This is a genomic window from Fontisphaera persica, from assembly GCF_024832785.1.
Lineage (GTDB): Bacteria > Verrucomicrobiota > Verrucomicrobiia > Limisphaerales > Fontisphaeraceae > Fontisphaera > Fontisphaera persica.
In genome coordinates, this window is the sequence record NZ_CP116615.1 from 2,251,345 (window position 1) to 2,276,823 (window position 25,479).

General features: G+C 61.0%; 24 protein-coding genes and 1 tRNA gene. 13 read left to right on the plus strand and 12 right to left on the minus strand.

Going from position 1 to position 25,479, the window contains the following annotated elements; genetic code table 11:
* Nucleotides 1–39 precede the first annotated feature (39 nt).
* Nucleotides 40–678 carry an O-methyltransferase gene (locus tag NXS98_RS08240; RefSeq protein WP_283848010.1) on the plus strand — a complete coding sequence of 213 codons (639 nt, stop codon included), beginning with the start codon at nucleotides 40–42 and terminating at the stop codon, nucleotides 676–678.
* 17 nt (nucleotides 679–695) lie between these two features.
* Here NXS98_RS08240 and NXS98_RS08245 read toward each other — a convergent pair whose 3' ends face one another.
* Together NXS98_RS08245 and NXS98_RS08250 are read right to left on the minus strand one after the other, a co-directional pair.
* Nucleotides 696–2,186, minus strand: coding sequence for an ATP-binding protein (locus NXS98_RS08245; RefSeq protein ID WP_283848011.1), 1,491 nt, complete (start codon nucleotides 2,184–2,186; stop codon nucleotides 696–698).
* Nucleotides 2,187–2,292: 106 nt separating this feature from the next.
* Nucleotides 2,293–3,123 (minus strand): carbon-nitrogen hydrolase family protein, encoded by an 831-nt coding sequence (locus tag NXS98_RS08250; protein WP_283848012.1) that lies wholly within the window; start codon nucleotides 3,121–3,123, stop codon nucleotides 2,293–2,295.
* Between the two features lie 136 nt (nucleotides 3,124–3,259).
* Between NXS98_RS08250 and NXS98_RS08255 the strand changes: the two genes are divergently transcribed.
* From NXS98_RS08255 to NXS98_RS08270, 4 genes are all read left to right on the plus strand, one after another.
* The gene (locus NXS98_RS08255; RefSeq protein WP_283848013.1) at nucleotides 3,260–4,492 is read left to right on the plus strand and encodes a hemolysin family protein; all 1,233 of its coding nucleotides are present in this window, start codon (nucleotides 3,260–3,262) and stop codon (nucleotides 4,490–4,492) included.
* Nucleotides 4,489–5,499: a CNNM domain-containing protein gene (locus NXS98_RS08260; RefSeq protein ID WP_283848014.1), complete on the plus strand. Its 1,011-nt coding sequence runs from the start codon at nucleotides 4,489–4,491 to the stop codon at nucleotides 5,497–5,499. The genes NXS98_RS08255 and NXS98_RS08260 overlap by 4 nt, the downstream gene beginning before the upstream one ends.
* A 2-nt stretch (nucleotides 5,500–5,501) precedes the next feature.
* Nucleotides 5,502–6,839 carry a hemolysin family protein gene (locus NXS98_RS08265; RefSeq protein ID WP_283848015.1) on the plus strand — a complete coding sequence of 446 codons (1,338 nt, stop codon included), beginning with the start codon at nucleotides 5,502–5,504 and terminating at the stop codon, nucleotides 6,837–6,839.
* A gap of 163 nt (nucleotides 6,840–7,002) precedes the next feature.
* Entirely contained in the window at nucleotides 7,003–7,587 is a 585-nt protein-coding gene (locus NXS98_RS08270) for a 3-keto-disaccharide hydrolase (RefSeq protein ID WP_283848017.1), read from the plus strand.
* Here the strand turns inward: NXS98_RS08270 and NXS98_RS08275 are convergent.
* Nucleotides 7,584–7,949, minus strand: coding sequence for a YkgJ family cysteine cluster protein (locus NXS98_RS08275; protein WP_283848018.1), 366 nt, complete (start codon nucleotides 7,947–7,949; stop codon nucleotides 7,584–7,586). The two genes, NXS98_RS08270 and NXS98_RS08275, sit on opposite strands and share 4 nt — an antisense overlap.
* A 123-nt stretch (nucleotides 7,950–8,072) precedes the next feature.
* On the opposite strand from NXS98_RS08275, the gene NXS98_RS08280 reads away from it, so the two are divergent.
* Nucleotides 8,073–8,150: transfer RNA gene (locus tag NXS98_RS08280), tRNA-His, on the plus strand.
* A 359-nt stretch (nucleotides 8,151–8,509) separates the two neighbouring features.
* Here the strand turns inward: NXS98_RS08280 and NXS98_RS08285 are convergent.
* The 3 genes from NXS98_RS08285 to NXS98_RS08295 all read right to left on the minus strand — a co-directional run bounded on the left by NXS98_RS08285 (nucleotide 8,510) and on the right by NXS98_RS08295 (nucleotide 12,092).
* Nucleotides 8,510–9,952: a hypothetical protein gene (locus NXS98_RS08285; RefSeq protein WP_283848019.1), complete on the minus strand. Its 1,443-nt coding sequence runs from the start codon at nucleotides 9,950–9,952 to the stop codon at nucleotides 8,510–8,512.
* A 99-nt stretch (nucleotides 9,953–10,051) separates the two neighbouring features.
* Nucleotides 10,052–10,843 (minus strand): ThuA domain-containing protein, encoded by a 792-nt coding sequence (locus NXS98_RS08290; protein WP_283848020.1) that lies wholly within the window; start codon nucleotides 10,841–10,843, stop codon nucleotides 10,052–10,054.
* Between the two features lie 217 nt (nucleotides 10,844–11,060).
* Complete coding sequence (locus tag NXS98_RS08295) at nucleotides 11,061–12,092, minus strand: sugar phosphate isomerase/epimerase family protein (RefSeq protein WP_283848021.1); 1,032 nt, start codon at nucleotides 12,090–12,092, stop codon at nucleotides 11,061–11,063.
* A gap of 239 nt (nucleotides 12,093–12,331) precedes the next feature.
* Here NXS98_RS08295 and NXS98_RS08300 point away from each other — a divergent pair, with 239 nt between their 5' ends.
* The 4 genes from NXS98_RS08300 to NXS98_RS08315 all read left to right on the plus strand — a co-directional run bounded on the left by NXS98_RS08300 (nucleotide 12,332) and on the right by NXS98_RS08315 (nucleotide 16,418).
* Complete coding sequence (locus NXS98_RS08300) at nucleotides 12,332–12,937, plus strand: hypothetical protein (protein ID WP_283848022.1); 606 nt, start codon at nucleotides 12,332–12,334, stop codon at nucleotides 12,935–12,937.
* Nucleotides 12,938–12,977: 40 nt separating this feature from the next.
* Complete coding sequence (locus NXS98_RS08305; protein ID WP_283848023.1) at nucleotides 12,978–13,364, plus strand: metallopeptidase family protein; 387 nt, start codon at nucleotides 12,978–12,980, stop codon at nucleotides 13,362–13,364.
* Nucleotides 13,365–13,405: 41 nt separating this feature from the next.
* On the plus strand, nucleotides 13,406–15,571 hold the full coding sequence (locus NXS98_RS08310) for a glycoside hydrolase family 32 protein (protein ID WP_283848024.1): 2,166 nt from the start codon (nucleotides 13,406–13,408) through the stop codon (nucleotides 15,569–15,571).
* 85 nt (nucleotides 15,572–15,656) lie between these two features.
* Nucleotides 15,657–16,418: a ThuA domain-containing protein gene (locus tag NXS98_RS08315; protein WP_283848026.1), complete on the plus strand. Its 762-nt coding sequence runs from the start codon at nucleotides 15,657–15,659 to the stop codon at nucleotides 16,416–16,418.
* On the opposite strand, the gene NXS98_RS08320 is transcribed toward NXS98_RS08315, so the two are convergent.
* The 3 genes from NXS98_RS08320 to NXS98_RS08330 all read right to left on the minus strand — a co-directional run bounded on the left by NXS98_RS08320 (nucleotide 16,415) and on the right by NXS98_RS08330 (nucleotide 19,763).
* Entirely contained in the window at nucleotides 16,415–17,440 is a 1,026-nt protein-coding gene (locus NXS98_RS08320) for a protein kinase family protein (RefSeq protein ID WP_283848027.1), read from the minus strand. The genes NXS98_RS08315 and NXS98_RS08320 overlap by 4 nt on opposite strands.
* 109 nt (nucleotides 17,441–17,549) lie before the next feature.
* Nucleotides 17,550–18,689, minus strand: a complete 1,140-nt coding sequence (locus NXS98_RS08325; protein WP_283848028.1) for a phosphotransacetylase family protein — start codon at nucleotides 18,687–18,689, stop codon at nucleotides 17,550–17,552.
* Nucleotides 18,690–18,710: 21 nt separating this feature from the next.
* The gene (locus NXS98_RS08330; protein WP_283848029.1) at nucleotides 18,711–19,763 is read right to left on the minus strand and encodes a phosphate acyltransferase; all 1,053 of its coding nucleotides are present in this window, start codon (nucleotides 19,761–19,763) and stop codon (nucleotides 18,711–18,713) included.
* Between the two features lie 85 nt (nucleotides 19,764–19,848).
* Between NXS98_RS08330 and NXS98_RS08335 the strand changes: the two genes are divergently transcribed.
* Nucleotides 19,849–20,643, plus strand: coding sequence for a M48 family metallopeptidase (locus tag NXS98_RS08335; RefSeq protein ID WP_283848030.1), 795 nt, complete (start codon nucleotides 19,849–19,851; stop codon nucleotides 20,641–20,643).
* Entirely contained in the window at nucleotides 20,640–22,205 is a 1,566-nt protein-coding gene (locus tag NXS98_RS08340; RefSeq protein WP_283848031.1) for a SpoIIE family protein phosphatase, read from the plus strand. Before NXS98_RS08335 ends, NXS98_RS08340 begins: the two co-directional genes overlap by 4 nt.
* Before the next feature lie 17 nt (nucleotides 22,206–22,222).
* On the opposite strand, the gene NXS98_RS08345 is transcribed toward NXS98_RS08340, so the two are convergent.
* From NXS98_RS08345 to NXS98_RS08355, 3 genes are all read right to left on the minus strand, one after another.
* Nucleotides 22,223–23,506, minus strand: a complete 1,284-nt coding sequence (locus NXS98_RS08345) for an AGE family epimerase/isomerase (protein ID WP_283848032.1) — start codon at nucleotides 23,504–23,506, stop codon at nucleotides 22,223–22,225.
* A 76-nt stretch (nucleotides 23,507–23,582) separates the two neighbouring features.
* Nucleotides 23,583–24,458: an RraA family protein gene (locus NXS98_RS08350; protein WP_283848033.1), complete on the minus strand. Its 876-nt coding sequence runs from the start codon at nucleotides 24,456–24,458 to the stop codon at nucleotides 23,583–23,585.
* Nucleotides 24,459–24,829: 371 nt separating this feature from the next.
* Nucleotides 24,830–25,042 carry a pentapeptide repeat-containing protein gene (locus tag NXS98_RS08355; protein ID WP_425499944.1) on the minus strand — a complete coding sequence of 71 codons (213 nt, stop codon included), beginning with the start codon at nucleotides 25,040–25,042 and terminating at the stop codon, nucleotides 24,830–24,832.
* A gap of 81 nt (nucleotides 25,043–25,123) precedes the next feature.
* Between NXS98_RS08355 and NXS98_RS08360 the strand changes: the two genes are divergently transcribed.
* Entirely contained in the window at nucleotides 25,124–25,468 is a 345-nt protein-coding gene (locus NXS98_RS08360) for a GtrA family protein (RefSeq protein WP_283848035.1), read from the plus strand.
* Nucleotides 25,469–25,479 lie beyond the last annotated feature (11 nt).

Genomic DNA, 25,479 nt, shown 5'->3' on the forward strand with positions numbered 1-25,479 from the left:
TTGCATCCCGCGATGAAGCCGGAAAAGATGCTGCCGCCTATGAAAAACACCTGGATTTTTGTGCTGACCCTATGCGCCATGGTGGGCAGTGTGGCCTGCCTGTCCGCCGCCGATGCCAAGCCCACCGCTACCGAACGCGAAAAAATGCTCAAGGAATTTAAGCGCATCCCGTTGAACACCACTGAAGGCGACGCCATGTTCCTGCGCGTCCTGGTGCAGTCCCGCAATGCCCAGCGCGGCGTGGAGGTGGGCACCGCCACCGGCTATGGCGCCATTCAGATGGGCATCGGTTTCGAGCGCACCGGCGGACAGCTCATCACGGTGGACATTGACCCCAAGATGGTGGCTGCGGCGCGGGAAAATCTCAAAAAATTCGGGCTGGAAAAAACCGTGACGGTGGTGGAAGGCGACGCCCTGCAGGTGCTGCCCAAGCTGGAGGGCACCTTTGATTTTGTGTTCATTGACGCCCTCAAACGGGATTACCTCAAATACTTCAAGGCGCTTGAGCCCAAGCTGCACAAAGGGGCGGTGATTGTCGCCGATAACGTCATCAAGAGCGAACGCGATATGCCCGATTTCCTGGCCTATTTCAAGGACAACCCCAACTACGATTCCGTCACCATCCGCGCCTCCATGGAAAAGGATGACGGCATGCTGGTAATTTTCAAAGTGCGTTAAGCGCCGCCGCCAGCGCCCTACAGCGAAAGCACGTGCCGGACTTTGGCCAGCAGTTCCTTGCTGGTAAAAGGCTTTTGCAAATAAAACTCCTCGTCCTCGGCGGCAGGGCGCACAAAGCCGCTGGAATAGATGATGCGCAAATCCGGTGAAATGCGCCGCAGATGCTCAATCAGTTCGCGGCCCCCCATGCGCGGCATGACCAGGTCGGTGATGACCAAATCAATCTTTTCACTGGCGTTCTGCACCACCTCCAACGCCTTTTCCCCGCAATTGGCCGTCAACACGCGATAGCCAAAGGAAGACAAGACCATCTGGGCCATCGTCAGCACCAGGTCTTCATCATCCACCATCAGAATGGTTTCGTTGCCACGCAGGGCGGCCTTGTCAATCAAGGTGTCGCGAATTACCCGCTTGCTCGCCGGCAAATACACCCGCACCGAGGTCACCACGCCCGGCGTGCTGGAAATGGCCACGCTGCCGCCATGATTGGTAATGATGCCGTACACCCAGGCCAGTCCCAGGCCCCGGTGGCCTTTTTTGGTGGTGAAAAACGGCTCAAAAACCCGCGGCAACACCTCCGCCGGTATGCCCGGCCCGTCATCCTGCACCTCAATCACCAGATACGCGCCGGGCGACAATTGCACCCCTTGGTCATGGGTCGGCTCCCGCAATTCCAAATTGCGGGTGCTCACCGTTATGGTGCCGCCGCCCGGGGTGAGCGCCTGCACCGCATTTTCCAAAATCTTCACCAGCGCCTGCTGCATCTTGGCTTCATCGTAGGTGGCGGTGAAGGGATGCGATTCAAACTCCGCCTTCCATTGAATGTTGGGCGCGCCTCCCGGTTTCTGGAAAAGTTCCATCGCCCGCCGCAGCAACATGTTGAGGTTGCCCACGGTCTGGCTCCGGCTGTCCTTTTCCTGCCGGCTGAACGCGGCCAAATCATTCGCGATTTCCGAGGCTTTCTCCGCCGCTTTTTCCGCTTCCACCAAACTGCCCCGCCAGGGGTGGGTGGGGTCCATCTGGTCGAGGATGTGGCTGATGTGCACCAGAATGCTGGTGAGAGCGTTGTTGAAGTCCAGGGCCACGGTGCGCGTCAGTTGCAAAGCACAATCCAGCTTCTGTTTATGGGCCAGCGCCAGGTCGGTTGCCGCCGGGCCTTCGCGCTCGACCCGGGCCGGGGCGCTCTCCGGAGGCATTTGGAAAATGAAGTATTTCTGCCCGTCCCGAATCATGTGGCAAATGAAGACATTCAAGGTGGCGACGCCCCCGCCGCGAATGCGCAGCCGCAATTGGTTCTGCGCCGGGATGCCCCGCTCCAGCCGGGCCAGAAATTGCTCGGCGGAATGCTCATTGCCCGGCCCCCAAATGGACGAGAGATAAGCGGACTCCAGCAGGCTGCCAAACAAAGCGGCACACCCCTGGCTGGCGCGACGGATGACCCCTTGGGCATCCACCACAAACGCCGGCCAGGCGGCATTCTCCAATCCAAAGTTCAGGTCCGCTTTCATGCGCCCTCAAATTCAGCATATCGGCAGAACAGGGGCTGAGCAAAAATTATTTTTTCCACCGGCTCAATCCCCCTTGGAAAGTCCGCTTGTTGCATGCGGCAGGGGCTTACCTTGGTCTGGGCTGGCCAGGGGACGGTTCCTGCCACGGTCGGGGCCGTGGCGCTATCTGAACATTGGCCAACAACAAGGCTTCCGCCTCCTCGCCATAAGGTCCCTGCAAGGCAACCTCCCCCGCCGGATTAACCAGCATGGAACAACCTATGCAGCGCCTCCCCGCCCATGGCCCGGCGGTAATCGGCCCCACGTTGCTGACCCCGGCAATCCACAGTCCAAACTCGCGGGCCACCGGCCCGTAACTTTGACGCCAAAGCTGCCCATACGGCTCCTTGGCCTGGTCATGCTCCGGAGCCACCGCCCAGGCGCAAGGGCTAAGAATCACCCCCGCCCCCATCAACCCCAGACATCGGCTGATGGCCTGACCGGAGGCAAAACCGTCAGCGCAAATCATCACGCCAAACCTTCCCCAGGGGGTAACCGCCACCTGCAAACGGTCGCCCAGGCCGTACAAGTCATGGGCAATGTCTAATTCATTGATTTTACGGTGATGCACCCACACCTCCCCCTCCGGCCCCAACAATACCGCGCTATTGTAGCACTGACCCCCATGACGCTCCACCAACCCGCTGCAAACATACATCCCTGTTTCCCGAGCCGCCTGCCCCAAGGTCGAGACGGCTTCACCGCCGGGGACTTCATCGGCCAGCTCCCGCGCCGAAGGATGAGTCCATCCGGTGGTGATGGCCTCCGGCAACACCGCCACCTCCGCGCCCTGTCGCCGCGCCTCATGCAGCCACTGGCGGGCCCGCTCCAGGTTGCCGCGTTTGTCGCCGGGCACCACCCGCATTTGAATCATTGCCAGGCAGAAAGTGTTGGCCATAAACCCCATAGTGAAGCCCCACCCTGCCCCGAGCAAGCCATTTACCCCGTGTTCCATGGCCGCGGAGCCACCGCCAAATTTTCTTTTTCCCAGACCGGCTCTGGGCGATAGTGAAGCCATGGTCTATGTGGTGTGCATGACCTTGCTGTTATGCGCCGCGGCCAGTTTCTTTTTTGCCGCGGCTGAAGCTGCCTTGTTCAGCCTTGGCCGATGGCGGGTGCGACAACTGGCGGCCAGCCAGCCGGAACGGGGGCGAATCATCGGCAGACTGTTGGAAACGCCCCAGGATTTGCTGGCCGCCATTGCCCTGGGCAACACGCTTTGCAATGCCCTGATGGTGGCACTGGTGGCAGGTTCAGGCATCCACTGGCACGCCCCCCCCTGGCTGGCCTTGGCGATCCTGTTGGTGCTGTTGCTGCTGGGGTGTGAACTAATTCCCAAAACCCTGGCCGTGCGCGAGCCTGAACGCTGGGCCTTGCTTGTGGCCCCGCCCATGCACCTGCTCATGCGTCTGACCCGGCCTTTCCGCCAACTGGCCCGCTGGCTCAATCGCGGCATTCTGGCCGCCGCGGCCCGGCGCTCCATTGTGCCGTCCGCCGGCATTACCGACGAGGAATACCGCGAGCTGGTGGAGCTGGCCTGCCAGCAAGGCACCCTGCAAGCCGCCGAAAAGGAAATCATCCTGCAAATCATCGGCCTGGACCGGCGCACCGTGGGGGAAGTCATGAAGCCACGCAGCCGCATGGCCGCCATTTCGGACGATGCCACCCGCGAGGAAATGCTGGAGGCTGCCCGCCGCCATCGGCACCAGCGTCTGCCCATTTATGATGAATCGCCTGATACCATTGTCGGCATCCTCAACACCCGCACCCTGCTGTTGAATCCGGAGGTGGACCTGGCCGAGGCGGTGGAGTTTCCCTCTTTCGTGCCGGCCAGCATGAACTTGCTCCAATTGTTCAAAAGTTTGCAACGCCAGCGGCGGGGACTGGCCATTGTGCTGGACGAATTTGGCGGCACCGCCGGCATCGTGACCATGGAGGACATTTTGGAGGCCATTGTGGGGGACTTGCGCAATGAAGGCGAGGCCACCGGGTTTGTGATGGAAAAATTGGATGCCCACCGCTGGCGGGTCAACGGCACCATGCGCCTGGAGGATTTCCAGCGGGAATGCCCGGAATTAAAGGACTATCCGGGAGTGGAAACTTTGGGTGGCCTGGTGGTGGCCCTGCGCGAGGTGGTGCCCGCCAAAGGTGAAGCGGTGGAGTATAGTGGCCTGCGATTTACGGTAACCGTTGCGGATGAACGCCGCGTGCGGGAGCTGGTGGTGGAACGGCTGAATCCAGGCCGCGGGAAAGGAGGCGCCGCATGAGCTTGGGCATGTTGCTGGCCTTGTTGGTCCTGGCGCTCGCCGCCTCCTTCCTGTTTTCCGGCATGGAGGCGGGGGTGCTGGGTTTGAACCGCCTGCGCTTGCGCCAGCTTCAACGGCAAGGCAATCGGCGGGCGCAGATGCTGCAAAGCTGGCTGGAGCAGCCCGAGCCTTTCTTGTGGACCATTCTAGTGGGCAACACCCTGGCCAATTTTGCCGCGGCGGTGCTGTGGGTATTTCTCTGGCAACGCAGCCTGGCTGCCCTGGACTGGCCGCCCCTGGCCCGGCACGTTCTGTTCTGGCTGGGTTTTCTGGCCGGGGTCATGGTGGTGTTCTATGGCCTGTGCGACCTCCTGCCCAAAGTGATGTTCCGGCTGTTCCCCACGCGCCTGTGCCTGTTGCTGGCGCCGCTGTTCAATCTCACCCGCAAGCTGCTGTCCCCCGTCGTGGCGCTGGTCACCTGGCTGGCGGAAGGCCTGGCCCGCCGTTCCGGCGGCCGCCGTTTCACCGGCCGGCTTTTTGCCAGCCGGGATGAGCTGCGGTATTTCGTCGAAGAATTTGCCAGCAACCTGACCAGTGAAGAGCGGGCGATGATTCAGCGCGTGCTGGATTTGCAAAACCGCCGCGTGCGCCAGCTCGCCATTCCACTCTCGGAAGCTGTGACCGTTTCCGCCCAGGCCCCCCTGCGCGAGGCCTTGCAACTGTGCCGTGAACACAATGTTTCCCGCCTGCCCGCCTGGCAGGGCGAAGGCGCCGAGCGCCGGATTGCCGGCCTTTTGAGCTTGCGCGCCGTGCTTTATCGCACCGACCTCAATCCCGACCAGCCCGTGCAAGATTATCTCCGGCCGGCGTTGTACCTGGACGAAAACCTCACCCTGGAGGCCGCCCTGCAACGCATGCAACGCGCCGGCGAGCGCGCGGCCATTGTCCTGGACGTGCGGCAGCGGGAAGTGGGGATTCTGTTTTTGCAGGACATTTTGCGCGCCATTTTTGGCGAAGTGCAGCTTTAACCATGCCCGACACCTCGGTCATTTTCGATTATGGCTGGCGCATTCTGGCCGTCCTGGTGCTGGTGTTTCTGAACGGCTTTTTTGTGGCGGCCGAGTTTGCCTTGGTCAAAGTGCGGGACACGCAACTGGATGCCCTTATCCAACGCGGCCAGCGGCGCGCCCTGACCGTGCGCCAGGTCATCAAACGTCTGGATGCCTCCCTCAGCGCCTGCCAGTTGGGGATTACGCTGGCCTCCCTGGGCTTGGGCTGGATTGGCGAACCGGTTTTCACCCGGCTGCTGCTGCCGCTGCTGGACTTTTTCCAGGTCAGCGAACAGTGGCGGCACTGGATTAGTTTCATGGTGGGCTTTACCGCCATCACTTTCCTGCATATCACCGCAGGGGAACAAGCGCCCAAATGGCTGGCCATTCAAAAACCCCTGCCGGTCTCCCTCTGGGTGGCCGCGCCGCTCCAGTGGTTTCACCGGCTCTCTTATCCCTTCATCTGGGCGCTCAACCACGCCTCGCAATGGATGTTGCGACGGGCCGGGCTGCAACCCGTCTCGGAAAGCGAGCACGCCCACTCAGACGAAGAACTGCGCCTGCTGGTCTCGGCCGGACATCGCCGGACCGAACTCAGCCGCGAGATTGTGCTCAACGCCTTTGACCTCAAACGCCGGGTCGCTCGTGATGTCATGCGGCCCCGCCAGGAAATCGTGACCCTGGACATGGAGGCCACCATCGCTGAATGTCTGGAGGTGGCCGAGAAAACCCGCTACTCCCGTTTTCCCTTGTGCGAGGGCGGCGAGGTGGACAAAACAGTGGGCATCATTCACATCAAAGACCTTTACGCCGCCCGCAAATTGGCGGCCACCGGCCGGGATTTGCAGCGCTTTGCCCGCAAGCTCCTCTATGTCCCCCCCACCGCCCATCTGGAAGGCTTGCTGCACACCCTGTTGGAGCGCAAATGTCACATGGCCCTGGTGGTGGATGAATACGGCGGCATTCTGGGCCTGGTGACCCTGGAAAACATCCTGGAGGTGCTCGTGGGACAGATTCAGGACGAGTTTGACCAGGAAAAACCCTTAATCCTGCAAAAAGCTGAGAATATCTGGGTGGTGGACGGTGCGCTCCCCTTGCATGAGCTGTCTGAGCTGGCCGGCGAGCCGCTGGCGGGGGAAGGCATCGCCACAGCCAGCGGCTGGATTACCCAGCGCCTGGGAGGCTTCCCGCAAGCCGGCGATTCCATCACCCTCGCACATTGCGAAATTACCGTGACGCAGATGGACGGCATGCGCGTGGCCACCTTTCAACTCATTCGCCAGCCAGCAGCTTCCGCCGAAACCAGCCCCCCTGCCTGACCATGTGGCGGCCAATTGAACTGGAAACGCTCGAAACGTGGCTGCGCCCTCGCAGCGGGGAATGGGGCGCGTGGCCGTGAGGTGTAAAGTCACCCCACCACTGAAAGCCCCTCCTTGCGTCAGACTTGACGAAGTCTTGCAAATGAAAGTTAATCAGCCCTGTATGAAAACCACCACGTGGAAAGCACACTTAGGGATTTTGGGCCTTTGCTTGGGGCTGGCCGTCTGGAATGCTCAGGCGGCGGCGGGACAATGGGTTAATCTCTTCAACGGCAAAGACCTCACCGGCTGGATTGCCGTGCACGACATCAAACCGGAAGTGGTGGAGGGCAACCTGCAAATCCACAAAGGCATGGGCTGGCTGCGGCTGGAAAAGCAATACAAGGATTTCATTCTCGAATTTGAATGGCGCGCCTATGACGAGGATTACGACAGTGGCATCTACATGCGCGCCCCGCTGGACGGCAAGCCGTGGCCGGACGCCGGTTTTCAAGTGAACCTGCGCTACAATGCCCTGGGCGCGCTGGTCAAAAATCGCAAAACCATTGTGCCCGCCGAAACGCCCAAGCTGCCCATCAACAAATGGCACAAAATGCGCATCGAAGTCCGCGGCAATAAGGCCAAGCTCTTCATCAACGACGAAGCCAACTGGGAAACCGATTTGGTGGACCGCCCCGAAGGCTACATCGGCATTCAAGTCGAAGACAAAAAATTCGACTTCCGCAACATTCGCATCATGGAGCTTTAAGCCCCCCGCTCTTCCCCTGAACATTCCTCCCGCGTCCCAGCCCGCCACACCGGTCGGGCCTGACATTGCCTCATCAGTTCCGGACTGGCCCGCCAGCCATTCGGGAATTCCTGGCACTGCCGCGGCTTGAAGGGTTGCACCAGGCAGTCCCGGCCCTGCAAAAACACACAGGCCCCGCCCTCCTGCTCCACCAGGGCGAGACCCCGCCGGTCCTGGCGCAACCGGGTATAACGTTCAATGAATTCCCGCTCGCTCAGGGACAACCAGGCTGCCATCTGACAGATTTCCTCCTCCGTGACCTTGACCTCACCCGGCCACTGGCAACAGGCAGTGCAGCGCTGGCATTCCCAGTAAATGCCCATGTCTGGAATGTGCCACAAAAACGCCCCCACCCCAAGCCCGTGCCCTGCGCACCAGCGGGGTGTGAAATTGACCTCTTGACGCGGTACGGGCGCCGCGCATAAATTGCTGTCGAGGTTTGGGTGGTGATAGTAGCTCAGCCTGGTTAGAGCCCCAGATTGTGGATCTGGTTGTCGCGGGTTCAAATCCCGTCTATCACCCCATTTCCCTTTCATCCCCCCTGGTATGGGGCTTCGATTGTTTCTGGCGCTCAGGTCATGGTTAGCAGGCCGTAATGGCAGAGCATCTCATGCTCGGGTGTGTCTATGCGGCGGCGTGGCCCCGGGGCAGCAATCATCCCACAGCCATCATGGAATCGGAGTGGCTGGTCTTGGAGAGCTGACAGAGCCAGGCTCTCGGAATTGGGTCAACCACGGCCACGCACTGTGCCTAAGTGATTAAAGAAGAGTCTGACTCACCAGCCAAGGCGAGGCTATAAGGCATAGACAGAAGCTTGGTCGCCAGGCGGTTGCCCCCATGGGAGGCTGCCATTTGGAATCTACCAACTGGAAGGCCATGCCGGTTAATTGGGGGCGGTCAGGCGCACTTCCACTCCCCAATCGCCGTCTTCCAAACGGTGCCCCGGCCGCCCGCCCTCATCCTTGCCATTCCAGCCCCATCCATAGACCCGATACACTGTTTCGGATTCCTTGCGCCAGCTCAAAGGTTTGCCGGTCAAACAATCCAACGGCAAGGCAGGCAGATATTGAGGCGCCAGCTCCTCCAATTGATTCGGCAGCCGCCCCTTGGCCAGGCGATATCTTTCCAGGGCACAGGCCACCCACAAGGAATCGCCCATGGCCTGCCAGCGCGCGGCTTTCAGGGCGCCGTTATGAATGGCCGGCAGCAATTGCCGCACCTCGAGGCCATAAGGATTGCCTTCCGCCGCCGCGGCTGAAGTATTCAGCGCCTGCAGCCGTTCCTTGTCCATGCGCCGGGCTGCCACGTTTACAGCGGGGAGAACCTCCTCCTGATAGAGATGCACCAGCTCCACCAGATTGCGGTAATACAATCCGCGCGGCAGGAGTTTCAACGCCCGCTCGCCGGCGGGAGTTAACTCGGCTTCGCCGGTCTGCGCATGCACTTTGCCCTGGCGCAGCAGTTCGGTTTGATGCACGGCAAAGTTGCGTTCACCGCGCAACACCGCAGCAAATTCCCGCAAATACTGCCGCTGCCCCAGGTATTGGGTCAACCAGGCCAGTTGGGCATCATTCCATTGCCGTTGCTTGATTCCCTCCAAAACCGCCTCGCTCAGCATTTGATCCAAGGCCATGCGCAGGAGCAGGGAAACCAGCAGGGGGTCGGCCTGCAGGGTGTCGCTGATAAAAAATCCCAACTGCAATTCTGCAAAGGCTTCTTCCACCTGCCCCAAATGCAGAAAGGACATGACCCGCAATTCCAGCGTGGTGGCCAGGCTGCGGCAACCCACGAGGTGGGGATAGTTCAGTGCGCCGCCCATCTCGTAATTCAGGGGATACCGGCACATGGGCCGCTGCTTCATGGCTTCGCGCAAGGCCTGAATGTCGGCATCATAAATACTGAGCGCCGTGCGCACCACCTGAGCCGGCGGGGAGCCGGCGGGCGCCTGGGGAAATCCGCGATGCCCCTGATAATAGGCCGCCCACCGCGCCAGGAGCGCGCCGGAGCCGTCTCCCCGCACCGGGCCGCTGCCCCCCCGCCGGCGCTCCGGGTCTTCCGCTCCCGGCGCAAAAAACCAGCGCTGCGAGCCATTGGTGCTGCTGACCGCCCCCGGGGTGAACCACCGGGCAATGAGGGGATGCAGCGCAAAATTTTTATCCTCCGGCACCGGTGCCGGCGCCAGAGCTTGCAGCTCAAATTTTTCACCCCGGGCTTCCAACTCGGTTTTGTACTGCTGCCAATGACGCCAACTGCGCCAGCTTTGCCACTGCAGGGAAAAATACCATCCGCCCAGCCCCACCACGAGGACGGCGGTCAGGGCCAGCAAAATCTTGAACCAAAATGACCGTGGGGGCCTGGCCGGACCAGCGGCACCGGCATTGGCAGAGGAAGTTTGTTGCTCCATAAAAATGCGGATGAACCCTGCTCAAGGAACCGGCGGCAGCCCGGCTGCCCATGCGCAACCGCGACGCAATAATTCGCCCACCGCCACATGATTGGTGTAGGCCTGCACATCGTGACCCAGCACCGTGTGAAAGACCCGGCCACGCCCCGGCTCCACCACAAAGGCCATGGGATAATACTTCTGGTCCACCTTGGAACGAGCCTGCGCCAGCACGCGAATGGGGGTATCGCCGGTCAGGCAGGTGTATAATTCGTCCACGGTTTCAAAGGCCTGGAGGCCGCGGGTGATGGGATGCTGCACTTCCGTGATCTCCACGGTGAATTTCCCATGGGGGTCATGCTGCCGTCCGCCCTCCGGCCCAAACCATACCCGCCCCGCAAGCCGCACAAATTCCGGCCATTCCTGATACCATGCCCCGCAGGCGAAATGAGTCATCATCATCCCCTTCCCGCCCGTGACCAGCCGCAGCAAATTCGTCCGCGCCTCCGGCCCGGGGCCATTCGTTTGCCAGTTCTGGAAATGCAGAATCACCACATCCCATGCGACTAATTGCGGGGAGGCCAGTGCGTGGGGATTTTCCACGATGCGCACCTTCAAGCGCCGGTCTTGCTCCAAAAGGTTTTTCAAGGTGGGCGCCGTTTGGCGCCAGAGATGTCCCGGATAATCCATGCCCGTGACCAGAAGGACTTTGGCCCCTTCTGCGGGAGGTTCTGGCAGGGTGGGCGGGGTGGCCCCCAACAATCCTGCCGTGCCCATTATGCCTGCGGCAAACACCATCAGGCGCCGGCACCATGTCCGGATTGAGTTTTGCATGGCTCCATCAGACCGTGAGCCACGCCGCAAGTCAATGCCGACTTCCCATACCGCCCCCCTCCTCCGCATGGCCACAGCGCGGAGCAACCTATTGAATCTCAGTAGCGAGGTGGCCTTGCAACGGGAAATGCCACGCCCACCGGCTCTTTCCGTCCAATAAAAACCCCGTTTCCCTCGCGGGAAACGGGGTGGAAAGGGACCTCCAGAGGAGGAGGCTTCAGGCGCCCATGCCGTCCTCAAAGGAACCAGCCGCCGCCGGCCAGCACAGATGATCCCGCACGTAGGCGATGCCATTGGCGCTGGTGTAATCCAAGTCCTTGTGCGCGCTTTCGGCCTCGACCACCAGCGGGGCGGTGGGACGATTCATGACCTTGCAATAACGGGAAGGATAGCCGATGTGAATCAACAGCTCGGCATACCGTTGCATGTTGATGTCGCCGCTGGGCAAGTCCACAAATTGCATGGCGCGGCACGGCCAGTTGCCATTCATCATGCGCAACGGCAGGCCGGGACGGATGACAAAGTTCTTGATGTGCGCCGCATACACACGCGGCCCCACCTTGAGGAAACGGGTCTCCCAGCTTTCCCCTTCCCAGCAGTGCGAAGGATCGGCATTGACCGCCAGGCACTTGTCGCCATCGCAAATCTGCACCAGCATATTGAAGTCATCCGCGCACATGGCCGCCGTGCCAGGATGGATTTCGTGGCAAAGGTAAATCCCCAGTTCATTGGCATGCTTGCGGATTTTGGCGGTCTTTTTGACAAACCGCTCCTGCCCTTCCTTGATTAAATCATAACCCGGGCCGGCCCAGAAGCCCCACGGATAACCGCTGGCCACTTCCCAGCCAAACGCCACGCCCCAGAAGGTGGGCAGGATTTTGACCTCCAGCTCGGCCGCCAAATCCATCAACTTCAGCAGATAGTTTTCCGCCCATTCCTCGATTTCCTGCGGGGATTTTTTGGCCACATCCTCCGGGATGAACGGGCGAATCGAAGGGCTGCCCGTCCACGCCGTGGTGTGCACCCACAACGGACAGTGGCAGGAGATGCCGTCCAGCGTCATGCCGCGCGACTCAAACGTCTCTTTGATTTCCTCGGCGGACATGAAAAGCTTGCCGCCCTGAAGCATGTAGTTGGACGGCTGGGCGCCGGTGGCGCCGGATGCCTTCGCGTAGTCCAAAAATTGGGCCAATGATTTTGCGCCGTGTTGGGCGCCCTCGATACTGGGATGATAAACAGATTGAGCCATAAGTCGTATGTTTGCTGCGTTTACTGTGCCTGTTAGTGATAACGGTTTCGCCGTCCCTTTGCCAAGCAAAAATGCCCCAAAAAATGGAGGCTGGGCCCTTCCCGCCTGCGTGGTCCTGCCCGGGAAATCCGCCGGTCTTTCCACCACCGGCTTCCCCGGCCTGGTGGGGGAAGAACAGGCACGGGAGCAACTTGCCAGAAAGGGGTGAGAGGAGTATCGTTCCTTTGGTTATCAACCTTATGAAAGCCACCTGCTTCATGAATTCCATGACCCTGCCCCTCTTGACCCTGTTGGTGGCATGCGGGGCCACGGTGCCCTTGTTTGCCGCCACCGCGCCAGCCGCCAAACCCGCCCCCAACCCCGCGGCAGCCTGGGCCAAGGCCAAATTGGAATTGAACGAGAACATCCGGACCATCAATCAAATCATGGCCACCCCCGCTCTGCAACAAGTGGGTATGGACGCCCTGGCCCGCCAAACCGGTGTGGCCGCAGATACTCTCGAGGCCACCCGGCGCAAAAGCGCCATGAGTTACGGGGACCTGGCCACCGGCCTGCTCCTGGCCAAGGCGGCCAATGTGTCTTTCGAGCAAATCAAACAGGAACGCCGCGGCCGCAGTTGGGCCGATATTGCTGCCGCACGCCGCCTGGCCCTGGCAGGCATCAATGAAAAGCTGGCCGCCGTGAAGGCCTCTGTGGACCAATTCGTCGCCAAACAGATGGAGGATGAAGCCAGCCGGGCCATGGCCGAAGAACGACGCATGATGCGCCTGCACGGTGTTCCTCCTCCCCCGCCCCCGCCGCCCCCCGCCGAGCTGCCCAGTCACCCCCGCCCCAACGAAAGATAAACACTGACAAGCAGGGGACCAACTCCAGGGCCGCATTCGCATGGCCAGTTTGCCAGAGTGGGAATGGCTGGTAAAGGTGGCGGACGCCGAAGTGCGCCGCACCCTCAAGGCTTTGCCGCCAGAACTGCGTCAAGCGGCAGAAGCACTGCCCGTGACTTACGAGCCGATGCCGGCCGCCGCCTTGATTGAAGAGGGATTGGACCCCGATACTTTGGGGCTATTTATTGGGGGCGACCATGATGAGGAGGCCCACACCGTCCTTCCACCCCGCATCATTTTGTACCTGGAAAATATCTGGTGCATGGTGGACGAGGAAAACGGTGATGAGGCGGATTACCGTGCCGAGGTGCGCACCACCCTGCTGCATGAGCTGGGACATTATCTGGGGTTGGATGAAGATGAATTGACTGAGCGGGGTCTGGAATGATGCGCTTGCCTCCGGGCCCGCAAATATGGTCTGTTGGGGACATGCGCAAATTCATTATTTTGTGCGCCGCCTGGCTGGGCGGCTGGGGGTTGCCAGCGGCTGCACCCCTGCCGGACATCCTCATTGCGGATTTTGAGGGGACCAATTACGGAGGCTGGACCGCCACCGGCACGGCTTTTGGGCCGGGTCCCGCCCGCGGCACGCTCCCCAATCAAATGCGCGTTAGCGGTTTTCAAGGCAAGGGATTGGTTAACAGCTTTTACGGCGGTGACCGCAGCACCGGCACCCTGACTTCGCCCCCCTTTAAAATCGAACGGCCCTATCTCAAATTTCTCATTGGGGGTGGCGGCTTCGCCGGCGAAACCTGCATGAACTTGCTGGTGGACGGCAAACATGTGCGCACCGCCACCGGACCCAACACCCGGCCGGGTGGAAGCGAGGAGCTGAACTGGCAGAGCTGGGAGGTGCGCGAATTTCTGGGCCGCACCGGCATCCTTGAAATCGTGGACCGCGCCACGGGCGGATGGGGACACATCAATGTGGACCATATAATCCTGAGCGACACGCCCGCCCCCCGCTGGCGTGAGAATGTGCAGCGGCAATTCACCGCCGAACGGCGGTACCTGTTCCTGCCCGTTAAAAACGGCGCCCCTAAACGCTGGGTCAGCCTGCTGGTGGAGGGACGCCTCGAACGCGACTTCGACATTGAACTGGCCGATGCCGCTCCGGACTGGTGGGCGTGGGTGGACTTGCGCCCGTTTGCCGGCAAAACGCTGGTGGTGCAGGTGGACCGCCTGCGCGAAGATTCTCAAGCCCTGGAACTGTTGGAGCAAGGCGATGCCCCGAAAGGCGCGCAGCCGCTTTACCGCGAGCCGTTGCGGCCCCAATTCCATTTCTCCGCGCAGCGTGGCTGGCTCAATGACCCCAACGGGCTGGTGTATCATGCGGGGGAATACCACCTCTTTTTCCAGCACAATCCTTATGGCTGGAACTGGGGGAACATGCACTGGGGCCACGCCGTCAGCCGCGATTTGGTGCATTGGGAGGAACTCGGCGAGGCGCTGTATCCGGACGCCCTGGGCACCATGTACTCCGGCTCAGCCATTGTGGATTACCGGAATGATGCGGGACTCAATGCCCCCGACTCTCCCGCCATCCTGCTGTTTTACACGGCCGCCGGCGGAGAAAACCGCCAGTCCCGCGGCCAGCCCTACACCCAATGCCTGGCGTACAGCACGGACCGCGGCCGGACTTTCAAAAAATATGAGCGGAATCCCATCGTGCCCAACCTGACCCCCGGCAACCGGGACCCGAAAGTCATCTGGCACGCAGCTTCGCAGCAATGGATTATGACGCTCTATGTCGAGACCAACCGCGTGCACTCCATCTTTTTCTTTGGCTCGAAAAACCTGCGCGACTGGACCTATTTGAGCCGCACCGAGGGATTCTTCGAGTGCCCGGACTTTTTCCCGCTGGCGGTGCCCGGCGAAACCGGCCGCCACTTGTGGCTGCTGACCGGCGCCAGCAGCGAATACATGCTGGGCCATTTTGACGGCCGCCAGTTCACGCCAGCAACTCCCAAACTGCCCGGCCATCTGGGCCGTGATTTCTACGCGGCGCAGACTTTCAGCGACATCCCGCCCGCGGATGGACGCCGCATTCAAATCGGCTGGCTGCGCGCCCCTGCTCCCGGCATGCCCTTCAATCAATGCATGAGCCTGCCGTTGGAATTGAGCCTGACCAACACCCCGGACGGCCCGCGCTTGACCATGTGGCCCGTGCGCGAACTGGCAAAACTGCGCGGGCAGCCCATCGCTGCCGCGCCTCTGGACCTGGTGCCCGGTGCCGCCAACCCGCTCGCCGCGGCACGGGGCGAATTGTGGGAGGTGCGCGCCGAATTCACGCCTGCTCCGGGAGCGGTTTTCGAGTTGAAACTGCGCGGGGCGGAAATTATCTATGATGCCGGCCATCAGGAATTGTCCGTAAATGGCCATCGGGCCAAGGCTCCCCTGCGCGAGGGCCGCCAGCGGCTGGCGGTCTTCCTGGATCGCACCACAATCGAGGTTTTCGCGGCAGACGGTTTAACCTACGTGCCCCTGCCTTTCATGGCCAAAGCCGAAGAACAAGGCATGCATGCCCGCATGCGCCAGGGCCAGGCCAGGTTTGAAACGCTGGCCGCCTATCCCTTGCAATCCATTTGGCCTTAAACTCAACGTCATTGACCGTGGCCGGGCTGGGCTGGCGGATGGTGAATTTTGATGCATCTTACGAAAAAGGTGACATAGTAACCCTGTGAAAACCCTCGCGTTAATACTATCACTGGCAGCGGCAGCCATGCCGGCCCTGGCGGCCCAGGTGTTGATAGTGGCCGATGAATTTCCCGCGATGCAGGAGCTGGCCCGCCAGCTCAAGGCGCAGGAGGGATGGGATAGCCAAATTGTCAAACAAACGGAAATGCCGGCCGATTTGAAACCCTTCCAAGCGGTCGTAGTCTATATCCACGGTAAATTGCTGCCCGCTCCGGAAAAGGCCATGGTGAACTACACCCGCGAAGGCGGAAAATTGGTGGCCCTGCATCACAGTATCAGCTCGGGCAAACGCACCAATGAGTTATGGTTCAACTTTTTGGGAGTGGATTTACCCAAGGGAGACGTTACCCAAGGCGGGTATCAATGGACCGAAGGCGTAACGCTGGACATTGTAAATCTGGCCACCAACCATTTTATCACCACCCATAAGGTGAAATATCCAGCCACGGGCGAATTCGCTCCCGTCGGCGGGGTCAGGCAGGTTTTGCCACTGTTCACGCTGCACGATTCTGAAGTTTACCTGAATCACCAGTTGCTGGGTGAGCGTACCCGCCTGCTGGGTTTGCGTTACACCGACAAAAAAACCAATCGTGAATGGCACCAAAGCCATGCCGGATGGATTAAGCCGGCGGGCAAGGGCACCATTTACTACCTGATGCCGGGTCACAGCGTGCTGGAATTTCAAGACCCAGCCTACGTGCGCATTGTCATCAACGCCATCATCCACCAGCCTGGCACGCCTTAAACCGGCAGCCACCACTCCGCCCGCGCCAAATCGGTCAGGGCCGCCTCTAATTCCTTGAGTGCGACTGCCCGGGCCGCAGCCGGAGACCTCTCGACCAGGCGCTCCACCGCTCCACAAAGCTGCTGGAAACGACTGGCCGGAAGAAGCAACGCCGCCCGCCGCACCGTTTCTGGTTCCACCCCCAGCAGGCGCACGGCTGCCGGCACAAAGGAGTTCCAATGCTGCAGCGGCAGCGCCACTTCACAGCGGGTAAAGACGCCTGCCAGCCACCAGGCCGGGTCTTCCCATCCGGCGCCGTCAAAATCGAAAAAGACCAGGCGGCCCCCGGCCGTGCGCAAGGCCTGGTGCAAGCCCCAGTCTGGAGCGGCAAGCATCCGCTGGCTGAGGGGTAGGACCAGCCGGGGGTCCATGCCCGCCTTTTCTGCGCGCTTCAACACGGCGGACATTACCACCTGCCACGCCGGTTCCCAGCGGCCCGCCAAGGCTTTGGCCCCACGCAACCCAGCCAGTTGGCGCGCCGTCTTTTCCACCCCCTGCCCCACAGCATCAAGTCGGTCCAACAGACTAAAACATGCCCCGGCAGCCGGCGGGAAAGCCCGGCCCACGGCGGCAGGCCGCAGGCGATATAAAGCGGACACCAAGGCCAGCACATCAGCCAGCGCTGCGGGGGTAAGGTCTTCCGCCTTGAGCGAAGCTCCCTCCACCCACTTCAAGAGCACACAGCGGCGTGCTGCCTGCCATACCACGGCTTCGGGCATGTGCCGCTGCGCCAACGGTTTCAGCAGGTCGTACCAAGCCTGCTCCGTTAAGAAACGCACCGCCGCGCCGCGTCCCTGACCGTACCATTTCAAGGCATAAACGCCGTCGCGGGTATGCACTTTGAAAACCTGATTGAGGGGGCCGGCGCTCACCGGCTCCCAGGCCGCATCGGGCGGCAGGCCACAGCACGAAAGCAATAGACTGATTTCCTCCTTCCTCTCGTGGGTAACCTGGCCCGCCTTCGTGTGAGAACGCTTGCTCATATCCCGTCCCCCGCATTTTATCATGCGACTTGCGCTCCCTGGCAAGAGCCTCCCCTGCCAGCGTCCCCTGATTTTCCCGGCCTGCCCAGCGGAGGAAGGCGCGGGCCTTTCAGGCGGTGGCGGCCGGTGTGGCGGCCGCATTATGCGGCGTCCCCCCCAAGGCCCGCAGAATCTTGGGCACGTCCACGTGCCGTCCAATCAAATCGCGGATGAGATTAATCTTCTCCAAATCGTCGGGGCGCGTTTTCACCACCAAATCATGGATTTTGGAGGTGACGGTATAACTATCCCCCTCCGCAAGCAACACCGGGAAGGGCATCTGGCGGATGACCTCCCGCACGGTGAGGTCCGGCTTGAATTCGTCCACCAGCACAATGCCCGCCGCGCCAATGGGCGCGCCGGCGTCCAGGGCGGCCGCCAGGGCGAGCAGGATGTCTTCGCGGTCGCCGGGCACAATGGCCAGCACGCCCGGTTGAAAGCAGCGCAGCGCGTTGTGCACGCTCATGGCGCCGATGATTAAATCGTGCACCAGCGTGTGCAGCGGACGGCCCTCGTTGAGCGGCTGCGCGTGCAGCTCCTCCATGATGGTGGCGATGGAAGGCCGCGTGAGAATCGGCAAATGCGGCAAAACCCCCAGCAGCTCCAACCCCTTGCGCGCCAGCCCGCGGCGGGCAAAGTCGCTGATGTAATCAATTTTTTCCGGCAACACCTTGTTGATAATGACGCCGATGATTTCCACGCCCTCCTTGTCAAACAACGCCTTGTTCAGCGTGACTTCGTCAATCGGTTTGCCGATGCCCCCGCGCGACACAATGATGACCTTGGCATCCAGCACCCGCGCCACCTGCGCGTTGGACAAATCAAACACCGCGCCCACACCCGCGTGGCCAGAGCCTTCGCACAACACAAAATCCTTCTCCCAGGCCACGCGGTCAAAAGCGCGCTGGATTTTTTCCACCAGCGCATCGTTGTTGGCGCTTTCCAGGTAGCGCCGGGTGAAGTCCGGCTCCACCGCAATGGGGGACATGTCCACCAGCGGGCAGTTGAGCTTGTACACACTGTCCATGAGGACGGTGTCCTCATCAATTTTTTGCTCGGCGATTTCGACAAACCGCTGCCCCACCGGCTTGATGTACCCCACCCGGGGATAATAGCGCTGGAGGGCGGCCATCAAACCAAGGCTGGTGGTGGTTTTGCCGTCATTCTGGCGCGTGGCGGCAATAAACACGCGCGGCGTTGTTCGATTCATGAGCAAAAACTGGCTGGGGAATTATTCACCGGGAATGTGGTTCCCGGCATCGGGATACAGCGATTTGTAATCAATGGCCTGCACGCCCACAATGGCGGCCACGCCCAAAATGTCATGCGCATTGGAGCCGCGCGAAACATCCGCCGCCGGCCGGTCCAAGCCCAGCATGATTTGCCCGTAGGCATTGGCGCGCGCAATGTGCTGGACAAATTTGCTGGCGATGTTACCGGCGTTGAGGTCGGGAAATATCAGCACGTTGGCCCGCCCCGCCACCTTGCTTTCCGGCAGTTTGCGCCGGGCAATGTCCGGCACCAGCGCGGTATCGGCCTGCAATTCGCCGTCAAAATCCGCCTCCAACCCGTGCTCCTGCGCCTTGCGGATGGCCAGCGCGGTGGCGGCCTGCATTTTGCCCACCGACGGATGCATGGCGCTGCCCTTGGTGGAAAACGAGAGCATGGCCACGCGCGGACGGACGTTGAGCAGCTTGTGCGCCAGTTGGGCGGTGGTCACGGCAATATCGGCCAGTTGCTCCACGGTGGGCTCCGGGATGACGCCGCAATCCGCCATGAACATCACGCCTTCCTCGCCAAACCGCGTATCCTCCACCTCCATAATCATGCACGAGGAGGCCGTGGTGAAGTGGGGCGCCACCTTGATGATTTGAAAGAGCGGCCGCAACACGCTCCCCGTCACTTCATTGGTGCCGGACACCAGACCATCGGCCTGATGCATGGCCACCATCATGCTCCCAAAATAATTGGGATTCAGCATGGCCGCCCGCGCCTCTTCAAACCGGATGCCCTTGGCGCGCCGCAAGGCTTCAAACCGCCGGGCAAAATTGTCCAAATCCTCGCTCGTGGCGGGATTGATGATGCGGATGCCCTCCAGGTTGATGTTGAGCTTCTCCGCGGCTTCCTTAATCGCCGTGCGGTCACCCAGGAGAATGGGCGCCCCCAGCCGCAGGGAGCGGAACTGGCGGGCAGCCTGCAACACCCGGGGCTCGCTGCCTTCCGGAAAAACAATCCGTTTGGGATGCCGTTGCAGTTTTTCAATAAGACTGCCGATAAATCGCATGACGCTGTACTAACCAACCCGGCGGCGCGGCGCAAGCCACAAAGCTCGCTTGAGGGAAAAGTTTATTTATGCTTAGTTGGAGTACATGAAGATGCCTCAGGTGAGAAATCCGGCGGTCTGGCTGGCCCTGGCGCTGGCAGCCTGGCTGGCCGGCTGCACCACGGTGGGCGAAACCGGCCGCCGGCAACTGATGTTATTAACCCCCGGGGAGGAGATGACGCTGGGGCTGACCAGCTTTGAAAAGCTGAAGAAGGAAATGCCCATCAGCCGCGACCCGGCCCTCAATGCGCAGGTGCAGCGCGTGGGCAAGCGCATCGCGGCGGTGGCGCAATTGCCCAACGCCCAGTGGGAGTTTGTGGTTTTTGAAAGCAAGGAGGCCAACGCGTTCTGCCTGCCCGGCGGCAAAATTGGCATTTACACCGGCATCCTGCCCATTACGCAGAATGATGCCGGGCTCGCGGCCGTCATGGGCCACGAGGTGGCGCATGCCACCGCCCGCCACGGCGCGGAGCGGGTGAGCGAAGCCCTGGCCATGCAGGCCGCCGGCCAGGTGTTGGGAGCTTCACTGTCCGGCAGCGACCCCAAAGTGCAGGCCGCCGCCATGACCGCCTATGGGCTGGGCGCGACCCTGGGCCGCACCCTGCCCCACAGCCGCAAGCAGGAGGAGGAAGCGGACTACATCGGCCTCAAGTACATGGCGCGGGCGGGCTACGACCCGGAAGAAGCCGTGCGTTTTTGGGAGCGATTTGCTGCCTACAACCGCCAGCAGGGCGGAAGCAGCACTCCCTGGTTCCTGCGCACGCATCCATTGGATGAAAAACGCATCGCCAAACTCCGCCAATGGTTGCCGGAAGCCCGCGCGGAATACCGTCCCCAATGACCACCCCCTCCTCTGCCTCGGCCCCTGCCCCGGCCTCGCGTCCCTTGCGGGTGCTGGTGGTGGAGGATTCCGAATTTGACACCCGCGTCATGCTTAATGAGCTGCGGATGGGGGGCTATGACCCGCAGTACAAGCGGGTGGAAACCGCGGAGCAGATGCGCGCCGCCCTCACCAGCCAAACCTGGGATGTGGTGCTGGCGGATTATCACCTGCCCGAGTTCAGCGCGCCCAAGGCCCTGGAGCTGCTGCACGAGCTGGGACTGGATATTCCCTTTGTGGTGGTCTCCGGCGGCATTGGGGACCAAATCGCCGTGGAATGCATGCGTTCAGGCGCGCATGATTACCTCATGAAGGGCAACCTCGCCCGCCTCGCCCCGGCCGTCGAACGTGAATTGCGCGAAGCCAAAGTGCGCGCCGCCCGTGCCGAGGCCGAACAGCAGATGCGCGAAAGCGAGTTGCGCTACCGCCTGCTGTGGGAGACCTGCCCCGATGCCGTGCTCCTGATGGATGCCAACGGCTACATTCAATTTGCCAATCCCGCCGTGGAAAGTGTCTTCGCCTACAAACCGGTGGAATTATTGGGGCGCAACGTCACCCTCTTGCAGCCCCCCGAGCTGCGCGAGGCCAATCCGCTGGCTTTCGTGGAATACGTGCGCAGCGGCCGCCGCCAGACCGGTTGGGCCGCCCGCGAGGCCATCGGCCTGCGCAAAGATGGCCGCCGGGTCATCATTGAAATCAGCGCCAGTGAAATGGTGCTCCAGGGCCAGCGCCGCTACGTGGGTTTTATTCGCGATATTACCGAACGCAAAAAGGCCGAAGAAGCCCTCCGGGCTCACGAACAGGAAATGCAGGTCGCGCGCGAAATCCAGCGGCTCCTCTTTCCCGCCTCCGCTCCGCAAGTGCCCGGTTTTGAAATCAGCGGTGCTTCTTTTCCCGCTGACGCGGCCTGTGGCGATTATTTTGACTACCTGCCCATGCCGGCGGGGCGGCTGGGGCTGGTGGTCGCGGACATCACCGGCCACGGCGTAGGCCCGGCCCTGCTCATGGCGGAAACCCGCGCCTACCTGCGCCTGCTCACGCGCAACCGCGAGAAAGTCGAGGAGATTCTTTCCCTGGCCAATCGCACCCTGGTTGAGGACGTAGGCAACGAACGCTTTGTCACCCTCATGCTCGCCCAACTGGACCCCGAGGCGCGCACGCTCGTTTATGGCAGCGCCGGTCACCCCGCAGGTTATGTGGTGGACGCCTCCGGTGAAGTCAAGGCCACCTTGCGCAGCACCGGCCCGCCGCTGGGCATTGCTTCCTCGGCCAATTTTCGCGCCTCTGCTCCCGTGCCGCTGGCCCCGGGCGATGTCCTCCTCCTGTTGACGGATGGCATTGAGGAAACCACGGCCCCGGATAAAACGCTTTACGAAGCCAGGCGCGCCCTCGAATTCCTGCGGCAAAACCGCAGCCGGCCCGCCGCGGAGATTGTGCGCGGTTTGTACGATTCCGTGCGCGAATTTGCGCAAGGCGACCCCTTGACCGATGACATCACCGTGCTGGTGGTCAAGGTGCTCTAAAGCGTCCGACGGCGCTACTATTGGACTGCCGCGCGGGAAGCAGGACGCTTGAATGCCTGAATAAATTTCACAATGGCCCGCACATCGTGGTAGTTGGCCTTCCAGTGATGCGCCTTGCCGCCGGATTTGACCTTGCCGTCGGCATACACGGTGTCCAGCCAGATGCCGTCCTCCGGCGAAGTCTGGTACTGTTGGAGGAAGCGGAACTGTTTTTCCAGCGCCTGGGCATAACGCGGATTGGGTTGGTGCGCCAGCGCCTCGCTCAGGGCGGCAATCAGCTCCGCCTCGGCCCACCAGACTTTGGTGGTGTCGGAAGCCGGCTCATTGCCCACGCCGCGGTGGTATAATCCGCCGCGCTCCCAGTCATAGCCATATTGCAGCGCATGGTCTATGTGGGCGTAGAAATGCCGCCAGTCCGGCCGCTGGCCAAGCGCCTTTTGCGCCTGCACCATCAGCCATGCAAATTCCACGTTGTGCCCATAGGACAACCCGGCGCTCTTGGGGTCCGTCACCGGCCGCCAATCCAGTTGCCGATGAAAGCAGGACTGGCCCGGCTCCAGCGGATAAAAGTAACGGCGGTTAATCTCCAGGGCCTCCTGCAAAGCCCGCCGCACAGTCGCATCACCGGTCACCGCGTACAGCTCCGTGAACGCTTCCATCAAATGCAAATGGGTGTTGGCGCTTTTGTAGCCGCCCACTTCCACGAACACCTGGTCATCGTGCTGCAACACCGGACGCCAGTCGCGGGTGAAATGCTCAATCCAGCCCCCATGCTCCAAATCATGCGCCTTGCGTTGCAGCAGGAAAAACAAATCCATGGCCAGGCGAATCGCCTCCGGATGCTGTGTGGCTCGGTAGTACTCCACCAGCGCGTAAATGACGAAACTCTGGCCATACATGATTTTCCGGTCCTGCAAGGGCTTGCCGGCGGCGTCCACCCGCCAGTAATAACCGCCGTGTTGCGCATCCAGCATGCGGTCGCGCAGGAAACGATATCCCACCTGGGCCGCCTGCAAATAATCGCGCCGGGCATCGCTATATTGATAAAGATGCGCATGGCTGAACCCCCACACCATCCGCGCCTGTACCACCAGCGCCTTGTCCTTGGCCTCCCGGCGCCCGCTGAGGTCATCCGCCAGCAAATAACCCCCGTGGGCGCGATCCAGCGTGGTGTCATACCAGTAAGGCAGGATTTTCTCGCGCAGTTGCCGGTCGTACTCCTGCGCCAGGCCGGTCAAATCAGCCGCCCCAACCAAGGCCAGGGAAAACAGGAAAATCGCGCCTGCATAAATGCTTTTCATGCCCGCAGCATATCGCCCCGCCTTCGCGGCGTCCAGTTTGTTGCCTGGGGATTCGGCGCGGCTCTCCGTGACGGACTCAACGCACGGAGTCATCCTCGGGCAGTCCAAGGCGCTTGTAGAGATTACGCCGCCCCACCTTGTCTTCCTCCAGGATTTTGCGCGCGTAAACAGCCACAGCTTCCGCCTTGGCCCTGGGCACCACAATCACGCCATCGCCATCCGCCACAATCACATCGCCCGGCATCACCAGCACCCCGCCGCATACCACAGGGCGGTTCACCGATTCCACCTCGTTGCGGCCAGGCCGTATGCCGCGTCCGGGTTGGCGGTAATAAAGGGGCACTTTCTGGGTGATGATTTCATCTGTATCGCGCGCGGTGGCGCTGGTCACCACCCCCACACAGCCCCGGGCTTTCCAGGCCAAAATGTTATTGGAACCGATGGAGCCAACATCGGCATTGGGGGCGTCTTCGATAATCAAGGCCGAACCAGGCCGCAACAAGGGCACAAACGGCTCACTGGAGCGCAGCCGGTACCAATCACCCACCCACTGGTCAAATTTGGCGGTTTCAAGCTGCCCCGGCGGTGGTTGCTGGGTGGGTACGTACCGCACCGTAACGGCAATGCCCACAAAACGATGGCGGTAATGTTCGGTGTCCCGCCACAAGGGCTTGATGTCCGCGTCCATCAACCCGGTGTTGGGCAGACCCACCGCATCCATGCCGTCCGAAACATCCGCCACCCGCAACCCCTCAAATAACTTAAGCAGCCGGGCATCTTCCTCGGCCGAATACACCTTGGTGGGAATAAAGTTGGTGCCTTGGCGCAACGCAGCCTCCTGAGTTTCCGCTGCCTGGAGCGCCGCGAACCAACCACCCGCGAGCCAGACCACAAAGCCCAAAAGGAGATGGCGGTGTAATTGGAAATGAATGAAGACATGTAAGGTTTTCATGGGTGTCATAGCCAGCGCGAATGATTATTCCTGTCGTCCAGCCAGAAGCAAGTCGCGAAATATCACAAAAATCCTAAATCTGGAGGCACCCGGCTTCGATAGCCCCCTTGGCAGGGCGGGCGCGGTGGGTGTTATGGTATTTGGTGGCGCTGATGGGGGCGTTGCAGTTGTATTTCACGGCGTTGTATGTGCATCATCGCTGGGCCAGTTGAGGGGAAATGGCCTTGAGTGAAACGCCAAAGGGAGAACGGGGGACGCTTACGCTGCCGGAGGACGGATGATAGCCAAACGGCAATGGTCAAAGGGAGGGTGCAAGCAGATATGTATATATCTAATGCGATGAAGGACTATTTATTAGTTACACTTAAATCTTACACACCCAACAAAAAGATGCTTGACATTGCCAGACGCCTTTTGGAAATTACGCGCAACAGCCCAACAACCGTGCAGGGGTGGTTGGTGGGTTTTTCAAGAGGTTGCCAGTAAGCGCGGCGAAGATGAGCGCGGCGAAGATGAGCGCGGCGAAGATGAGCGCGGCGAAGATGAGCGCGGCGAAGATGAGCCGGCAGGAGGTATTTTCCCAAGGGTTCCGACCGGGGACGAAGGCCGAGGTTTTTCGTTTGGCGAAGTTCTGCCTGGTGGGCGGCTCAGGGGTGGTGGTGGACATGGGGATGTTGTTTTTACTGGCCGATCCGCGCTGTCTGGGCTGGGGGGTGACGGTCAGCAAAGTCATCGCTGCGGAGACCGCCCTGGCCAACAACTTTCTGTGGAACGAGATGTGGACGTTCCGCCCCCCTACTGAGGATGCGTCCGGGCACCGGGGCTGGCCCCGCCGTTTCCTGCTCTTCAACCTCATCTGCAGCGCCGGCATCGGCTTGTCTTTGACTCTTTTGCATCTGTTCTACACCTTGCTTGAATTGAACCTCTACTTTTCCAATATTTTGACCATCGGTCTGACCAGTGTTTGGAATTATGCACTAAATAGTCATTTAAATTGGAGAATGCAATAGTAGGAACCGAC

What these genes read in the sequence shown, in the direction of transcription:
- NXS98_RS08240 (WP_283848010.1), top strand. Translation starts at nt 40, where the DNA reads ATGAAAAACACCTGGATTTTTGTGCTGACCCTATGCGCCATGGTGGGC.
- NXS98_RS08245 (WP_283848011.1), bottom strand. Translation starts at nt 2,186, where the DNA reads ATGAAAGCGGACCTGAACTTTGGATTGGAGAATGCCGCCTGGCCGGCG.
- NXS98_RS08250 (WP_283848012.1), bottom strand. Translation starts at nt 3,123, where the DNA reads ATGGCCAACACTTTCTGCCTGGCAATGATTCAAATGCGGGTGGTGCCC.
- NXS98_RS08255 (WP_283848013.1), top strand. Translation starts at nt 3,260, where the DNA reads ATGACCTTGCTGTTATGCGCCGCGGCCAGTTTCTTTTTTGCCGCGGCT.
- NXS98_RS08260 (WP_283848014.1), top strand. Translation starts at nt 4,489, where the DNA reads ATGAGCTTGGGCATGTTGCTGGCCTTGTTGGTCCTGGCGCTCGCCGCC.
- NXS98_RS08265 (WP_283848015.1), top strand. Translation starts at nt 5,502, where the DNA reads ATGCCCGACACCTCGGTCATTTTCGATTATGGCTGGCGCATTCTGGCC.
- NXS98_RS08270 (WP_283848017.1), top strand. Translation starts at nt 7,003, where the DNA reads ATGAAAACCACCACGTGGAAAGCACACTTAGGGATTTTGGGCCTTTGC.
- NXS98_RS08275 (WP_283848018.1), bottom strand. Translation starts at nt 7,949, where the DNA reads ATGGGCATTTACTGGGAATGCCAGCGCTGCACTGCCTGTTGCCAGTGG.
- NXS98_RS08290 (WP_283848020.1), bottom strand. Translation starts at nt 10,843, where the DNA reads ATGCAAAACTCAATCCGGACATGGTGCCGGCGCCTGATGGTGTTTGCC.
- NXS98_RS08295 (WP_283848021.1), bottom strand. Translation starts at nt 12,092, where the DNA reads ATGGCTCAATCTGTTTATCATCCCAGTATCGAGGGCGCCCAACACGGC.
- NXS98_RS08300 (WP_283848022.1), top strand. Translation starts at nt 12,332, where the DNA reads ATGAAAGCCACCTGCTTCATGAATTCCATGACCCTGCCCCTCTTGACC.
- NXS98_RS08305 (WP_283848023.1), top strand. Translation starts at nt 12,978, where the DNA reads ATGGCCAGTTTGCCAGAGTGGGAATGGCTGGTAAAGGTGGCGGACGCC.
- NXS98_RS08310 (WP_283848024.1), top strand. Translation starts at nt 13,406, where the DNA reads ATGCGCAAATTCATTATTTTGTGCGCCGCCTGGCTGGGCGGCTGGGGG.
- NXS98_RS08320 (WP_283848027.1), bottom strand. Translation starts at nt 17,440, where the DNA reads ATGAGCAAGCGTTCTCACACGAAGGCGGGCCAGGTTACCCACGAGAGG.
- NXS98_RS08325 (WP_283848028.1), bottom strand. Translation starts at nt 18,689, where the DNA reads ATGAATCGAACAACGCCGCGCGTGTTTATTGCCGCCACGCGCCAGAAT.
- NXS98_RS08330 (WP_283848029.1), bottom strand. Translation starts at nt 19,763, where the DNA reads ATGCGATTTATCGGCAGTCTTATTGAAAAACTGCAACGGCATCCCAAA.
- NXS98_RS08335 (WP_283848030.1), top strand. Translation starts at nt 19,849, where the DNA reads ATGAAGATGCCTCAGGTGAGAAATCCGGCGGTCTGGCTGGCCCTGGCG.
- NXS98_RS08340 (WP_283848031.1), top strand. Translation starts at nt 20,640, where the DNA reads ATGACCACCCCCTCCTCTGCCTCGGCCCCTGCCCCGGCCTCGCGTCCC.
- NXS98_RS08345 (WP_283848032.1), bottom strand. Translation starts at nt 23,506, where the DNA reads ATGAAAAGCATTTATGCAGGCGCGATTTTCCTGTTTTCCCTGGCCTTG.
- NXS98_RS08350 (WP_283848033.1), bottom strand. Translation starts at nt 24,458, where the DNA reads ATGAAAACCTTACATGTCTTCATTCATTTCCAATTACACCGCCATCTC.
- NXS98_RS08360 (WP_283848035.1), top strand. Translation starts at nt 25,124, where the DNA reads ATGGGGATGTTGTTTTTACTGGCCGATCCGCGCTGTCTGGGCTGGGGG.